Below are 15,388 nucleotides of genomic sequence, written 5' to 3'. Positions count from 1 at the left end.
ATCAAAAGGCATAATAAAAACTTAATCGCTTTACTCCTGTTCAAAGCAATTGATAAAACCTGTTTCTGAATAAACCTCAGTATTAATAACATACTTGGTTTTTCCCCTGGTTTTTCGCTTTATACAATAAAATATCAGCGCTTTTTATTAAGTCGTCAGCATTTTTATGCACGTCTAAATCTACGCATGAAACACCTATACTAACAGCAACATTACCTTTTATCAGATTGCGCCAAATTTCATGTTCATTGATACTTTTTCGTAAACGCTCGGCAATGTTTTTCGCTTGCTCTAACCCAGTTTCAGGTAATAATGCAATAAACTCTTCGCCTCCAAATCGCCCAAATTCATCTGTTGAGCGCATTGTAGCAGCACCAATTTGTGCAACTTTTGTTAATACTTTATCTCCCACTTTGTGGCCATAGGTATCATTAATTAACTTAAAGTCATCAACATCAATCATTAAAACACTAAACTCAATTTTGGCTTTTTTGGCTTGGTAAAAGAAAAAGTCACTTAATTCAATTAGTCGCCTACGGTTAACTACCCCTGTCAAACCATCGGTCTGACTTAAAAAGACAAGCCGTTGTTGCCCCCGAATAATTCGCAATAAAAACCAACCAATAATTAATACAACAATGGCGCTAAATGCCAAAATAATATTTCGATTCTCTTCTTGATACTCTGACTCTTTTAAACGAATGGTTTGTAATGACTGTTGTTGGTCTAAAAGCTGTTTCTTTATATCAGCTTGCTCGCTTTCATAGCGCATCCGCAAATCTTCAACAGCTTCATAATTTGAACTTTCTCTCAACTCAGTACCAAGTTTGAAATATTCATTTTGAAGATGATATGCCTTTTCATACTGCTCTTGCTCATAATAAATACTGCTTTTTAAAAATAAAACATTGATTATGGCGGCTTTGTGCATTTTTTTGTCTTGCAATAACGGCTCTATTAACGAAAGTGTTTCAAGCACCTCATTATATTTTTTCATCTCATAAAGTAGGTAGGCTTTATTTATACCAAATGACACTTCTATTTTGTACTGCTCGCCCTGACTAGAATATTGTTCTGAAATTTTGAGATACTCGTATGCGGCTTCAGGGTTACTCTCTTTCTTCTTCAAATACGACCATGCTAGCCCCATATAAGCTGATGCCATTATTTCTATATTGCCAATTTCTTTTTCATGTTCAACAATTTCTTTATTAATTTTAATCGCTTCTTCATAGCGTCTATGTCTAACATGATTTATCGCAATATTGCGAAGGCTATTGTACGCATTAAAATTTTTACCTGCTTGTTGAAAATACTCATATGACTTTAAGTAAAAAGCCATCGCTTTCTCTTCTTCATACATATATTCGTATAAAATACCGAGTTCACTATAAATATAGCCGAGTAATTCGTTATCTTTTAATGGAATCGCGATATTAAGCGCCTGGTTAAAAACAATTAATGAACGGTCAAATTTTTGTGTAAGGTAGTAGATAGCGCCTAAGTTTATTAGACCGGTAGCGATATTCTTTTTGTCATTTAACGATTCTGCTATTTCCAACCCGTTTTGATAATTTGTAATAGCACTATCAAACTCGCCTAAGTTTTCAACGGCAAAGCCGCGGGTATAATTTAATTCAGCACTAACTATGCTTGGGCTAGAAAGGTTTTTAGCTAATAGAAGGGCTTTATCTGCAATTTCTTTACTTTGCTGATATTGTGCTTGTTCAGAGTATGTGTCAGCAAGATAGCGGTAAAAAACTAGGCGGTTATCAACGGAAAGCTCTTCAGCTTTATCTGCGTATTGTTGTAAAAAGAGGTAGGCTTCTTTTGAATTACTGTCTTTAAGCTTATCAATTTGTTGTACAAATTGCTCAAAACCCTCGTCTGTTAATAAATCAACAGCGAATGCTTTATATGACATTAATAATATAAAGCATAAAAAGAAATGGTTAACAGCGTGAGCTTTTTTTATGTCGCAAGCAAACAAGCAATTCCCCTTTATAAACTAATAAAACTAAGTGTATTAAATATCTTTGCCGATGCATTTTTTCTATAAAAATAGATCAGTATTTCAACAATATAATCAAAAATGCTTAATAAATCACTCTTTATTTATTTGCCAGTAACTCGCTTCAATTTTATTGCCGTCAAGATCAATTAAGAAACAACCATAATAGGGTTCACCATACTCTTTTCTTGGGCCTGGTTTTCCATTGCATTTTGCTCCAAGCGCTATGCCCTTCATGTAAAAATCATCAACTTGTTTTTTTGTTGTTGCTACAAAACCAATATGAACGCCATTACCCGAAGTCGCTTGTTGTTGATCAAACGGCACTTGCACCCAAAACTCAGGATAACCTTTACCAAAAGCTAATGCATGTTCATATTCACATACTAGCTCAATCTGTAATACTGGTAATAACTGCTTATAAAAATCTGCTGCACTTACTAAATTATTAGTACCAATCGACATATGACAAATGGATCTAAGCTCACGATGGGCGATCATATTATTCCTTAGGTGTTTACCTTGAAATTTAACAACACCATACTATGAGAAAAAAGATCATAAAAAAAGCACTCATATTAATAGGAGTGCTTTTAGAATAATAAATCGTGTTATTAGCTTGGGCGTTTACTTAATAAAAACGGCTTAAGTATCTGTTGATTTGTCATCAACAGCCGCTATTTTAGTTTGATTACAATTACAGCAATTCAACCAAGTCGCCTTTCGCTTGCAACCAGTCTTTTCGGTCGCCCGCACGCTTTTTAGATAAAAGCATGTCCATTAGTTCCATTGTTTCTGAGTGCTCGTCTACCGTTAGTTGCACTAGTCTACGGGTATTTGGATCCATAGTGGTTTCACGCAATTGCAGAGGGTTCATTTCACCCAAGCCTTTAAAGCGTTGTACGTTAACTTTACCGCGTTTCTTTTCTGCTTCGATGCGGTCAAGAATACCGTCTTTTTCTGCTTCATCTAATGCATAGAATACTTCTTTACCTACATCTACTCTATATAAAGGCGGCATGGCGACATAGACATGCCCTGCTTTTACAAGCGGTAAAAAGTGCTGCATAAATAAGGCACATAATAATGTTGCAATGTGAAGTCCATCAGAGTCTGCATCTGCTAAAATACAAATTTTACCATAGCGTAATTCGGTTAAGTCTTCTGAGTCTGGGTCAATACCTAAAGCAATTGATATATTGTGTACTTCTTGCGAGGCTAATATTTGTCCTGAGTCTACTTCCCAAGTATTTAATATTTTACCACGTAATGGCATAATTGCCTGAAATTCACGGTCTCGTGCCTGTTTAGCACTTCCGCCAGCAGAGTCTCCTTCCACAAGAAACAATTCAGTCCGTGCAATATCTTGACTACCACAATCGGTTAGCTTGCCAGGTAGTGCGGGCCCTTGCGTTACTTTTTTACGAATTATTTTTTTACTTGCACGCAGGCGACGTTGTGCATTTGATATACAAAATTCTGCTAATGTTTCTGCCACTTCTGTATGTTCATTTAACCATAAGCTAAACGCATCTTTTACCACGCCCATAACAAATGCGGCACATTGGCGTGAAGACAAGCGCTCTTTGGTTTGGCCGGCAAATTGAGGATCTCCCATTTTTACCGATAAAATATATGAGCATTTATCCCAGATATCGTCTGGGGTTAATTTTACCCCTCTTGGGATCAAGTTACGAAACTCACAAAACTCGCGCATCGACTCGAGTAAACCTTGACGTAAACCATTTACATGGGTGCCACCTTGTACCGTAGGAATTAAGTTTACATAACTTTCGCCAACCGACTCTCCACCTTCTGGCAACCAAGTAACTGCCCAATCTACTGCTTCGTTTTGTGAACTAAAAGCCCCAATAAAAGGCTCTTCTGGCAAACTTACATAGCTTTTAACTGATTCTTTTAAGTAATCACAAAGCCCGTCTTCGTAATACCACTGATATTTTTGATCTTCATTTTTATCATGAAATTTTATCGTTAAGCCTGGGCATAATACAGCCTTAGCTTTTAACAAGTGAATAAGGCGACGAACTGAAAATTTAGGTGAGTCGAAGTATTTTTCTTCTGGCCAAAACTTTACTCGAGAACCTGTATTACGTCGTCCTACAGTACCTGTTTCACGTAATTCTTCAACCTTTTCTCCATGTTCAAACGCCATTTCATAGACTTTACCGTCACGCCTTACTGCAACATCAACACGTTTTGAGAGCGCGTTAACCACCGATATACCAACACCATGTAACCCCCCTGAAAACTGGTAGTTTTTATTAGAGAACTTTCCGCCCGCATGAAGCTTACAAAAAATAAGCTCAACACCCGAAACTCCCTCTTCTTTATGAATATCAATAGGCATACCACGGCCATCATCAATAATTTCTAATGATTGGTCTTTATCTAAAATAACGGTAATATTTTGCGCGTGCCCTGCTAATGCTTCATCAACCGAGTTATCAATAACTTCTTGCCCTAAATGGTTAGGACGGCTAGTGTCGGTATACATTCCTGGACGATGACGGACGGGATCTAAACCACTAAGTACTTCGATAGATTCGGAATTATATTGTTCGCTCATAACTCTTTCTAATAATTATTAGGTCGTGCTGACCTTTATGACGGTTTACAGTTTAAAAAATTGCGCGATTTGCGGTAATAGCGTTGAATAATTAACAAAGCTATGGTCACCACTTTGTTGTACAATTAATTGGCACTGTTGGAATTTGTTCACTGCTTGTTGGTAATCTAACACTTCATCACCTGTTTGTACCATCACCAAGTAATGTTTTTTTGTAATTTCATTCTGCTCTAATGCTATAAGATCGTCAATATACTGCTCGGTAACCGTGTAAATTTCATTAGTATAAGGGTTAGTTTGAACACCAAGGTAACCATTAAGCAACTCATAAGGCCTTACTGCGGGGTTAACAATAGCTGCTGGTAGTTGATATTTTTCACTGAGGTATGTAGAAAAATAACCTCCAAGTGACGAACCTATTAAAAACCAATCACCTTTATTTTCTTCAAGTATTTGGCTTAACTGTGCTATCGCTTCATTTGGTGACGACTTTATTTGTGGACAATGAAATTTAACATGTGGAAATTTTTGATGTAAATACTGCTTAGTTTGCTCTGCTTTAAGCGACTTTGGCGATGAATTAAAACCATGAATATATAAAATCTGCTTTATTTTCATAGTATTACTAGCTCGTTACGTTATGTATTTGTGATAATGAATCGCCATTGCTATAAAGAGTATAAACGCGGAATCCAGAAGGTAGATTCGCATTTTTAACCGTGGTAGCAAATTGGTCGAATTGAATAGAAGTTGCAGGGCATGTGATCACCGGCACCTGAAATTTACTATTAGTATGCTGCCTAATGAGTGCGTTATGAACATGGCCGCAAGCAATCACTTTAATGCTTTTGTATTGATTGATATGGCGCCAAAACTCATCTTGATTGTTCAAGCCATGATGGTCAATAAAATAACCTACATTGGTTGCATGGTGATGCATCATCAGTAACTGAAATTTTTTCGGATCAATCAATTCATTTAGTTGGTTCAATTGCTGAGTTGATATTTCACCAGCAGGTGTTTCACTTTTACTATCAAGTAATATCACTTGCCAGTGATTACTTTCAATTTGTTTTGCACTGTTAAATGGCGCTGCATTTAAGTAGCTGTTCATATAAAATATTTCATCATGATTACCTGCAAGCCAATATATCGGTATATTTAATTGACTCTGGCTAACGGCCTCCACAAAGTTTTGATATGAACGCTCGGTATGATCTTGCGTTAAATCACCGGTAAAAACAGCAAAATCAAGCTCAGGTAATTGCGTTAATGCACGTAAAACAGCAAATAAATTTTGATAAACATTTGCTCCATGATGAAGCGCTTGTTTATCTTCGTATAAATGACAGTCTGTGAATTGGGCAAAGGTTAGTTCAGTGTTTATTAATTTACTATTCACTCAAATTTCTCTATTAACAGTCTAACTGCAAAGTTTAATTGGGCTTTGACCAAGCTGTAAGCTTAATTGCAACCATTCTTTTAAGAATAAATTTATCTGTTGTTTTTCATCAGGTAAGTGCATTTTTGAATTCGGGTAGTCGTAGCGAGGTTTAACTTGCGAAATATCTTGATTACTAATTACCTCAGCCATACGGGCGTCGTGATACAAACGAATAACCATTTTAGGCTTTAAAAACCCCTTTAAGGTGTTGACCAAAGCATTACAGTTTTGTGTCATTGTTATTAAAGAGGTGTATGGTGTTACCTCATTGACTTTAATGCGGTAGGAAACAAAATCTGAAATGATAAAATTTCGCTCTTCTCCAGCTAGTTCTTTATCAGCTAACAAGCGCAGTAACATCATATAATTGATCTCACACAGACTCATTAAGTTAGGTAAATTTGGACGGTAGTTTGCTGATTTCATTGCTGACTCTGTTAGCTCACTTTGTAGGCTTTATCGGTTTAGTTTTATAAGTTTTGATAGTTCAATTGCAACCATTGTAACCCAATTATGGTAGATGCATTTGTTATTTTACCCTCAGATAATAAAGCCATTGCTTGCTCTCGAGTAACTACATGAACCAAAATATCCTCATGTTCATCGGCTAAACCATATACGCCTCCAACACCTTTAGTGTCAACAATACCGATAAACAAGTGAATTTGCTCAGTCATACCGCCTGGGCTAGACAGATATTTCAATACGGGAGTAATATTACTAGGGTTCAAGTCGAGATTGGCTTCTTCTTTCGCTTCTCTAACTGCAACTTCCACGGGGCTTTCTTCTGGTGAAAACATACCGGCAACAAACTCGAGTAACCATGGTGAGTTATTTTCACGGATAGCACCAGGTCTAAACTGTTCGATCATAACTAAACTGTCCGTTTTAGGATCGTACGGCATTAACACAACCGCATCTCCACGCTCAAATATTTCCCGAGAAAGTAGCTCACTCATTTCGCCGTTATATAAACGATGCTGTATGTTGTATTGTTCGAACTTAAAGAAGCCTGTATACAACGGTTTTTTAGATACAAAATTAATATCTTTCTCGCTATACCGCAGTATAGTTTGTGCGTTTTTATTCATTTTTAGTCAAATCCATTAGAAAAAGGGCAAAATCACTATGACAAAGCATTAGCATAAAATATTTTGTTACACTAGAATAGAGCGTTATCTGCAGATTATATTTAGCTTACCATTCAATGCTGATATTATATAACGCTAAGCTAGGTACAGTCATAACTGCGTTTATTGTAAGTATGTGATTTATTCAACGCTATATTTATCTTTTACTCGTATTACTTACAATGTAAAGTTTTCATTAATAGCGTGTTGGCAAGTTATTTGCTTTGTATGATACGAATAATGTATTTACACCTAAGAATAAAATATTTAGAAGACATTAAAGGAATTTCTCTGACATGAAAAAAAACATTACTTCGCTCATTGTAGGTATTGCTTGCGCAACTAGCAGTGCTATTTCGTATGCCGAAGATTTACTTTCTGTTTATGAACAAGCTAAACAAAATGACCCTGTTGTACTGAAAGCACAAGCACAGTTTTTAGCTTCTCAAGAAGATATTACTCAAGCTCGTTCGGTATTATTACCTTTTATTAATGCATCTGCTAGCATAGGTCAAGGCGAGTCAGAATCAGTCTCAAATGGCATTTATGCACCAGTAGGTACTATTGTTACAACCGAGTCTAAATCAACAGATTATGGTGCAAGCTTAAATATGCAGCTATATCATCATGATTCTTGGTTACGTTTAAGCAACTCGAAAAAAATGGCTCATACTTATGACATTAGTTACCAAGTTGCTAAGCAAGAGTTAATTATACGTGTTACACAAGCCTACTTTGATGTATTAAGTGCAAAAGATGACTTAGAGTTTGCTAAAGCAGAAAAAGCTGCGATAGAGCGCCAACTTGAACAAACTAAGCAACGTTATTCGGTTGGTTTAACTGCCGTTACTGATGTTCATGAAGCCCAAGCACAATACGATAATGCTGTTACTGCAGAAATTAGAGCAGAAAATAATGTATTCAATACAGAAGAAGCATTACGCGTAATTACCAATGTTTACCCTCGTGATTTAAACCCTTTAAACACCGAAAAATTCAGCGCTTCTCGACCTATTCCTGACAGTGCTAATGAATGGCAGCAAACAGCTGAAGCTAAAAATCTAGATTTAATTGCGCAAAAAATTCGCGTAGAAATTGCTAAAGAGAATATTAATATTGCACGTGCGGGTCATTACCCAACGCTCGACTTATCAGGTCGGTATTCATCAGGCGATAATGAGATAACTACTGTATCTGGTACATTTGATAACCCTAGACTTGATAGTCACTCAATAGGTATTACACTAACAGTACCTATTTACTCTGGTGGTGCTATTTCAAGTGCAGTGCGTAAACAACAACATAATTATGTTGTTGCAAGCCACGACTTATCTCAAACTCATCGTAATATTGTTCGTAATGCGCGCAATTCATATAACACAGTTATTGCTGCAGTTTCAGGTATTAAAGCCCTAGAACAAGCGGTGATAAGTGCAGAAAGTGCATTAAAAGCAACAGAAGCGGGTTTTGAAGTAGGCACACGTACTATTGTAGATGTGTTAGATAGCACGCGTAATTTATATAATGCGAAACGTAATTTGTCGTCAACACGCTACAGCTATGTTCAGTCAATCTTACAACTAAAACGTGCAGCTGGCACAATTACCGAGCAAGATCTTAAAGATATAAATAAAGGCTTATCTAAAAGCTAATTTACACTAGAGCGTATTGAACTTTCCTTTTAGGCTCTGCTATGGGGTGGCTTGAAAATGCATCACTCTTTGTTGCTTAATATAATATTTGGAACAACCAAATATTATATTAAGCGCCTCGATTGACACCTTATTCAAGTGCAACAGAGCTATAAACTGAAAGATTAACAGCCCCTATATTCCAGGGCTTAGGCCCTAGAATATAGTGCCTAACATAAGTTAGCCGTCTTCTAATCGAATGGTATTGATAATTTCAGTTGTAGATATACCTTCTTCAAAGTTGAGTACTTTAACTTCACCACCCGCCGCAATTACCTCACTACCACCCGCAATTTGCTCAACAGTGTAGTCACCACCTTTCACTAACATATTAGGCAAGATATTAGCAATTAAACGTTGTGGTGTATCTTCACTAAAAGGCACTACCCAATCAACGGCGCCAAGCCCTGATAATACAGCCATTCTTCGATCTACTGAATTCACTGGCCGTCCTGCGCCTTTAAGCCTTTTTACCGACTGATCATCATTTACCGCAACAATAAGACGAGTACCAAGTTTCGCCGCTTGCGTTAAATATGACACATGGCCAGCATGCAAAATATCAAAACAACCGTTTGTCATTACAATTTTTTCCCCCCTAGCTTTAGCGTGTTCTACGGCAATTTTTAATTGTCCTTCAGTAACAACACCAAAACCACTTTCTTGTCCTGAGGCTATTTGATGGTTAAGCTCTGCAACACTTACAGTAGAAGTCCCTAATTTGCCAACCACAATGCCTGCCGCAATATTTGCTAATGCGCTTGCTTGTGGGTAGTCAGCATTAGCTGCAATAGCAAGTGCTAGTGTTGCAATTACAGTATCGCCAGCACCGGTAACATCATAAACCTCTTTTGCTTGGGTAGGTAAATGAAACTCGTCATGGTTACGACGTATCAGTGTCATTCCCTTTTCGCTACGCGTGATCAATAATGCTTGAAGATCTAACTCAGTCAATAATGCCTGCCCTTTACTAACAATCTCTGCTTCGTTAGCACACGCTCCCACTACCGCCTCAAATTCAGACATATTAGGTGTCAGAATATCTGCACCTCGATAACGTGAAAAGTCATGACCTTTCGGATCTACCAATACTGGAATATTTTGTTGCTTTGCTATACTAATAAATGCTTGTACCTCAGACAAAGTACCTTTCGCATAGTCAGAAAGTAGCAGCACATTATGATCAGCCACAAGCTCGCTGACCTTCGCTAATAAATTTTTCTTACTTATATGCGCAAACGACTCTTCAAAGTCCAGTCGAATTAACTGTTGATTTCGGCTAAGTACTCTCAGTTTAGTAATCGTTGGTATTGTAGCGTGCCGATCAAATTGGCAATCAATTTCCATTGCAGACAAATATTGGGTTATTGTATCAGACGCTTCATCTTCGCCAGTAATTCCTGCTAGGGTAACTTTTCCGCCCATTGATGCAATATTTAATGCTACGTTTGCGGCACCGCCGGGTCGGTCTTCATTTTGAGAAATTTTAACAACAGGTACAGGTGCCTCAGGAGAAATACGTTGAGTTGGTCCGTACCAGTATCGATCTAACATAATATCGCCAACCACTAAAACGCTGGCTTGATCAAAAGTGGGAATATCTACTTTCATCATTGGTCCCATAACAGATATAATACGGTATAGTGTACCACATGAATTTCAATGAGTTAAAATCATACCGTGAGTAAAAACAGCATTCTTCAACCTAATTTCAAATTGTCATTTCTACTCCCTAAGTATTGGCTTACTTGGCTCGGGGTTTTTATTTTATACAGTATTTCTTGGCTGCCATATCGCCTTCAACTGTTAATGGGAAAAGCATTAGGTCGACTGTTGTTAAAGCTCGGGTCTAGCAGAAAACGAGTAGCACAAACAAATTTAGCGTTGTGTTTTCCTGAAATGTCAGACAAAGAGCGCCAGGAATTATTAATTAAAAACTTTGAAAATACAGGCATTGCACTTTTCGAAACTGGCATGGGTTGGTGGTGGCCTGATTGGCGCGTCAAACGAAAGTGCAAGGTGATAGGAGTTGAACATATTGAAAACGCACAGCAACAAGGTAAAGGTATTTTGCTACTTGCCATGCACAACTTAAGTGCTGAAATAAGCTGTAGAGGTGTAGGTACAGGGCACCCGATGGTAGTTTTTTATCGGCCGCACAATAATCAATTAATGGAATACTTTCAATATCGAGGCCGTGGCCGCTCTAATAAATACATGTTAGGAAAACGAGATGTTAAAGGGTTAATTCGTGCTTTACATGAAGGTGAAGCATGCATTTATTTACCCGACCAAGACTATGGCAGAAACCGCAGTCTTTTTGTTCCTTTTTTTGCTGTTAAAGAAACAGCAACCACTACAGGAACACTTATCTTTGCTCGACAAAAAAATACGGTTACGCATATGATCATACCTACTAGAAATGAAGATGGTAGTGGTTATACCTTAACGATCCAACCGCAACTTGAAAATTTTCCTAGCGATGATGACCGCGCCGATATTACTTTAATTAATCAAGAGCTTGAAAAAGCAATCATACAAAACCCTGCGCAATATATGTGGCTTCACCGCCGCTTTAAAACAAGACCAAACGAGAGCGATCCGTCGTTGTATAAATAAAAAATATTAAGTATGGTATATACTTAATCATTATTGATATTTTTAAAGATTTACAACTTATGATGTTTTGGATTCGGATCATTGGCTTTGCATTAATTCTAGCTGTTTTAGGGTACTTCCTTATTGCTAATAAGGAAGTATTGTTTACCGAAGTAGCAACAGAAACACTCTCAACAGAAGAGATCCTAGCTGATAAAGAACAAGCCGATGAATCGGTCCATGTACCAGAGGAGCAGCCTGTTGTAGCTAAAAAACGTACGAATGCTGCTGCTGAAGGTTTGTCTCGTTTTTACGCAAACTTACGAGGCACCGACGAAGACTCAGGACCCAGAGTAAAAAACAACATCGTTTACCTTCCAGAGCCAAAAGGCGATTTGGTAGATATATTAATTGCTAAGAAAATGGTCACCCGCCCCTTAAGAAGTAATTGGCGCAGTAGTGATAAAAATGCTGCTTTTCGTATTGGTTACACACTTAATCAAAAACTAACCGAATATGCTAAAGAAACAGGTTTAGATGTTATTTGGTGGCTTGATAAAGACTTTTTGGTTAAAGACCCCTTTAGAATTAATAAAGATATAGTACAAATGACTTATCAAATAAGTAGAGCCGTTGCAGGTCATTTTCCCAATGGTGTTAAAGCTTACTTTTGTAATCAACATAGAACACTTATAATTACAGAGCAAGATTATGAATACCTTGACGAGGAATGTGTTTTATTAGATGGCTCTAAACGATAACGCCATCTAATTAATAAGTATAATCAACAAAGCTGGTTTATCCCCTTAAATGGCTCAAAAGTCTATCGTGAGAAAATAAACACCTTGTATTTTACTGCTTACCCTGCGCATAAAGCAGATCACTTAATTAATGACACTGGTATTACTGTAAGTAACCTGAATTCGGGATAAGCTAAGTACACCAAAGCTACGATTTTTTGCGCACATCCATTATCCCGAGCTCAGGTTAAGTATTTATTAAAAATATTATTTGTAACTTTTGCATAACTTTCAAACTCAGACATCGGCATTAGGTTCGCTTTATTTTTAAGTACACAATGATGACCAAAGTCACGAAGCTGACAGTAATGACTGATCAATTTTTCACATTCTTCAGTTGTTATCACTTGCCAATTAAGTAGTGTTTTGAAGATATGAATATTATCTGAAGGTAGCCATTCGTTTACATGACTTGGATAATTGGCTAACACTAAATACTGAGCTAAAAACTCTATATCGACTAACCCTCCTCTACTTTGCTTAATATCATTTTCAGTTAATGTCGATTTATCAAGATGACTTTGCATTTTATTGCGCATTTCTACTACTGCTGCTTGTAAATCATTAACATCGCGTGGTTTAGTTAATGTGTTTTTACGTATCTCATTAAACTTATCAACCAGTTCTTTATGCCCATAAATAGCACGCGCTCGTACTAATGCTTGATGCTCCCATGTCCATGCTTCATCTAGCTGATATTGTTCAAAACTGTCAATATGAACAACTAATACCCCTGAATTGCCGGAGGGCCTTAATCGCATATCAAGATCATATAAAATACCACTGTTCATTCTTGTACTAAAAATATGAGTGATCCGTTGTGCTAATTTTGCATAAAATTGACTAGCCACAACTTTTCTCGCGCCATTAGTTAAATCATTAGGGGCGCAGTTATGAATAAAAACTAAATCGAGGTCTGAGGCATAGCCCAATTCAATCCCTCCCATTTTACCGTAACCTATTACTGCAAATGCTTTGTTATCGAGTAAAGCAATAGAGCTTGGCACACCATAGCGCAGTGTAACTTGCTGCCATGCCATATTAATTACTTCACCCACTATTGCTTGCGCTAATGCAGTTAAATGGTCACTCACTTTGGTAATAGGCAAAACGCCGACAATATCAGCGACTGCAATACGTAATTGCTGCGCTTGTTTGAATTGTCGTAACAACTCCATTTGTGCTTCTAGGTCCTCTTCTGGCACCCGAAGTAAACTTTCTCGTAGGTGCTCTGAATAACTACTTAATGCTGGAGGTGAATTCAATAATGTAGGGTCGATAAGCTCATCTAATAAAATAGGGTATTTTATAATGTGCTCTGCTATCCACTGGCTTACTTGGCAAAGTTTAACTAAATGCTTTAATGCGCCTTCATTTTCATAAAGTAGCTCTAAATAGGCTGTTCTAGTTGAAACTTTATCAATCACTAATAAAATACGTTGTAGTGCCGTTTCATCGGCTTTAAGATCAACTAAATACGACAACAACAATGGAATTAACTTATCTAAGACTTGTCGCCCACGACTACCAATACTGCGCTTTTTATTATCTTCTCTAAAGCTTTTTAACAACTGCCACATTTGAGCCGCTGGCCAATGAGATTGTGATTGAACAATCCATTCAATCGACTCCTGATCATCCCATTGGCTATCCCACAAGGTAGCCCAATGGTGATCTTCAGTTTGATGATGTGGGCTTTCCTCTCCAATCAGCTTATTAAACTCTTGATGAACACCCTGCATCAAGGCCTGCAGGTGATCTAAAAAGCTATGCCAAGTTGGGAACTGATCATCACCTAATACAAACAATATTCTAGCCTGATCTAACGGTGAATCTGGCAAAGTTTGCGTTTGTTGATCAGCCAATGCTTGTATAATATTTTCAACACGGCGCAAGAACCTATAAGTACTTTCAAGTACTTGTTCACTTTGCTTACTTATTTCACCATGCTCAACCAATAAAGGTAAAACCGTCAGTAAATTTCGTTGCTGTAAGGCTTTAATTCGACCGCCTCTAATTAGTTGAAAAACTTGTACTATAAATTCAACTTCTCGAATCCCTCCAGCGCCCAATTTAATATTATTAGCCAATTGTTTTCGCCTTACCTCTTGGGCGATCATTGCTTTCATACGGCGTAAACTGTCTATTACGCTAAAGTCGATATAACGACGATAAACAAAAGGCCTTAATAAGCTTGAAAGCTGCAAATGATACTTTCCTTCACCAATTAAACGCGCTTTTAACATCGCATAACGCTCCCAATCACGACCTTGCTCTTGGTAATAGTCTTCCATTGCATTAAAAGTAAGTACTAACGGACCACTATCACCAAAAGGGCGTAATCGCATATCAACTCGATACACAAAACCATCTGCAGTCTGTTGATGCAATGCTGTAATTAACTTTTGCCCTAGTCGAATAAAAAACTGTTGGTTGTCTAATTCACGCCTTGCACCTTTGGTTTGCCCTTTTTCTGGGTACGCAAAAATAAGGTCAATATCTGAAGAAAAGTTCAACTCGTTTCCACCTAATTTTCCCATGCCATAAACAAGTAAAGGCATAGTTTCACCTTTATCATTTTGAGGTACCCCCCATTGTTTATAGCAAAACCCTGACAGCCAGTTTAGTGCTGACAAAATTAGTGCATCTGCTAGTTTTGATAGCCTCTGCAATGAGAAATCAAGGGCTACGTTATACAGTAAGTCGGCAACGGCAATAGTTACCATAGCTTTTAACCGATAACGTCTTAACAAGCGATGTAATTGCTCTTCAGACTCACAACTAGCTAATATTGTGTTTAATTCAGTTAAGTAATCAATGCTGTGTTCAAATTGTGCCCCCTGAAATAATTCAACTACAATTTCAGGCGCTTGAATCGCACTATTAAAAATAAAATCGCTTAAGGCTAATGCGCTTTTAAAATCATTTAATTGCGCTTGATCTAACCCTAAATAGCTTTGGGGATATTGTTCTGAAAATTGTGACCATCGTAAATTCTCCTGTTTAACTAAGATAGGAAGAAAGTTTTTACGAGTAAGTGTTTTCATTTAGGCCTCAACTTGATTGTGCAATGTGCTACAGTACGTTAAAATTTTGTTATACGTTTTTATTAATACATTTATTATTG

General features: G+C 37.3%; 12 protein-coding genes. 3 read left to right on the top strand and 9 right to left on the bottom strand.

Annotation, left to right across the window (positions count from 1 at the left end; translation table 11 throughout):
- Window positions 1-82: 82 nt before the first annotated feature.
- From QUD79_RS04400 to QUD79_RS04370, 7 genes are all read right to left on the bottom strand, one after another.
- Window positions 83-1,924: a tetratricopeptide repeat-containing diguanylate cyclase gene (locus QUD79_RS04400; protein WP_184423805.1), complete on the bottom strand. Its 1,842-nt coding sequence runs from the start codon at window positions 1,922-1,924 to the stop codon at window positions 83-85.
- Between the two features lie 180 nt (window positions 1,925-2,104).
- On the bottom strand, window positions 2,105-2,512 hold the full coding sequence (locus tag QUD79_RS04395; protein WP_184423806.1) for a VOC family protein: 408 nt from the start codon (window positions 2,510-2,512) through the stop codon (window positions 2,105-2,107).
- Window positions 2,513-2,708: 196 nt separating this feature from the next.
- On the bottom strand, window positions 2,709-4,598 hold the full coding sequence (gene parE / locus QUD79_RS04390; protein WP_184423807.1) for a DNA topoisomerase IV subunit B: 1,890 nt from the start codon (window positions 4,596-4,598) through the stop codon (window positions 2,709-2,711).
- A gap of 45 nt (window positions 4,599-4,643) precedes the next feature.
- The gene (locus tag QUD79_RS04385) at window positions 4,644-5,216 is read right to left on the bottom strand and encodes a YqiA/YcfP family alpha/beta fold hydrolase (RefSeq protein WP_184423808.1); all 573 of its coding nucleotides are present in this window, start codon (window positions 5,214-5,216) and stop codon (window positions 4,644-4,646) included.
- A 7-nt stretch (window positions 5,217-5,223) separates the two neighbouring features.
- Window positions 5,224-6,000 (bottom strand): metallophosphoesterase, encoded by a 777-nt coding sequence (locus tag QUD79_RS04380; RefSeq protein WP_184423809.1) that lies wholly within the window; start codon window positions 5,998-6,000, stop codon window positions 5,224-5,226.
- Window positions 6,001-6,021: 21 nt separating this feature from the next.
- Window positions 6,022-6,468: a DUF1249 domain-containing protein gene (locus tag QUD79_RS04375; protein ID WP_184423810.1), complete on the bottom strand. Its 447-nt coding sequence runs from the start codon at window positions 6,466-6,468 to the stop codon at window positions 6,022-6,024.
- 44 nt (window positions 6,469-6,512) lie between these two features.
- Complete coding sequence (locus QUD79_RS04370) at window positions 6,513-7,133, bottom strand: NUDIX domain-containing protein (RefSeq protein ID WP_184423811.1); 621 nt, start codon at window positions 7,131-7,133, stop codon at window positions 6,513-6,515.
- Window positions 7,134-7,468: 335 nt separating this feature from the next.
- Between QUD79_RS04370 and tolC the strand changes: the two genes are divergently transcribed.
- Window positions 7,469-8,824, top strand: coding sequence for an outer membrane channel protein TolC (gene tolC, locus QUD79_RS04365; RefSeq protein ID WP_184423812.1), 1,356 nt, complete (start codon window positions 7,469-7,471; stop codon window positions 8,822-8,824).
- 219 nt (window positions 8,825-9,043) lie between these two features.
- On the opposite strand, the gene hldE is transcribed toward tolC, so the two are convergent.
- Entirely contained in the window at window positions 9,044-10,474 is a 1,431-nt protein-coding gene (hldE, locus tag QUD79_RS04360; RefSeq protein WP_184423839.1) for a bifunctional D-glycero-beta-D-manno-heptose-7-phosphate kinase/D-glycero-beta-D-manno-heptose 1-phosphate adenylyltransferase HldE, read from the bottom strand.
- Between the two features lie 69 nt (window positions 10,475-10,543).
- Between hldE and lpxL the strand changes: the two genes are divergently transcribed.
- Complete coding sequence (gene lpxL / locus QUD79_RS04355) at window positions 10,544-11,482, top strand: LpxL/LpxP family Kdo(2)-lipid IV(A) lauroyl/palmitoleoyl acyltransferase (protein ID WP_184423813.1); 939 nt, start codon at window positions 10,544-10,546, stop codon at window positions 11,480-11,482.
- A gap of 59 nt (window positions 11,483-11,541) precedes the next feature.
- Window positions 11,542-12,222 carry a TcpQ domain-containing protein gene (locus QUD79_RS04350; RefSeq protein WP_184423814.1) on the top strand — a complete coding sequence of 227 codons (681 nt, stop codon included), beginning with the start codon at window positions 11,542-11,544 and terminating at the stop codon, window positions 12,220-12,222.
- Window positions 12,223-12,443: 221 nt separating this feature from the next.
- Here QUD79_RS04350 and glnE read toward each other — a convergent pair whose 3' ends face one another.
- Window positions 12,444-15,308, bottom strand: a complete 2,865-nt coding sequence (gene glnE / locus QUD79_RS04345) for a bifunctional [glutamate--ammonia ligase]-adenylyl-L-tyrosine phosphorylase/[glutamate--ammonia-ligase] adenylyltransferase (protein WP_184423815.1) — start codon at window positions 15,306-15,308, stop codon at window positions 12,444-12,446.
- Window positions 15,309-15,388: the final 80 nt, after the last annotated feature.

Source organism: Thalassotalea piscium (genome assembly GCF_030295935.1).
In the GTDB taxonomy this organism is placed as follows: Bacteria; Pseudomonadota; Gammaproteobacteria; order Enterobacterales; family Alteromonadaceae; genus Thalassotalea_B; species Thalassotalea_B piscium.
The sequence above is the reverse complement of the archived record's forward strand: the minus strand, read 5'-3'. Positions and strand labels throughout refer to the sequence as shown.

What these genes read in the sequence shown, in the direction of transcription:
- QUD79_RS04400 (WP_184423805.1), bottom strand. Translation starts at nt 1,924, where the DNA reads ATGTCATATAAAGCATTCGCTGTTGATTTATTAACAGACGAGGGTTTT.
- QUD79_RS04395 (WP_184423806.1), bottom strand. Translation starts at nt 2,512, where the DNA reads ATGATCGCCCATCGTGAGCTTAGATCCATTTGTCATATGTCGATTGGT.
- parE (WP_184423807.1), bottom strand. Translation starts at nt 4,598, where the DNA reads ATGAGCGAACAATATAATTCCGAATCTATCGAAGTACTTAGTGGTTTA.
- QUD79_RS04385 (WP_184423808.1), bottom strand. Translation starts at nt 5,216, where the DNA reads ATGAAAATAAAGCAGATTTTATATATTCATGGTTTTAATTCATCGCCA.
- QUD79_RS04375 (WP_184423810.1), bottom strand. Translation starts at nt 6,468, where the DNA reads ATGAAATCAGCAAACTACCGTCCAAATTTACCTAACTTAATGAGTCTG.
- QUD79_RS04370 (WP_184423811.1), bottom strand. Translation starts at nt 7,133, where the DNA reads ATGAATAAAAACGCACAAACTATACTGCGGTATAGCGAGAAAGATATT.
- tolC (WP_184423812.1), top strand. Translation starts at nt 7,469, where the DNA reads ATGAAAAAAAACATTACTTCGCTCATTGTAGGTATTGCTTGCGCAACT.
- hldE (WP_184423839.1), bottom strand. Translation starts at nt 10,474, where the DNA reads ATGAAAGTAGATATTCCCACTTTTGATCAAGCCAGCGTTTTAGTGGTT.
- QUD79_RS04350 (WP_184423814.1), top strand. Translation starts at nt 11,542, where the DNA reads ATGATGTTTTGGATTCGGATCATTGGCTTTGCATTAATTCTAGCTGTT.
- glnE (WP_184423815.1), bottom strand. Translation starts at nt 15,308, where the DNA reads ATGAAAACACTTACTCGTAAAAACTTTCTTCCTATCTTAGTTAAACAG.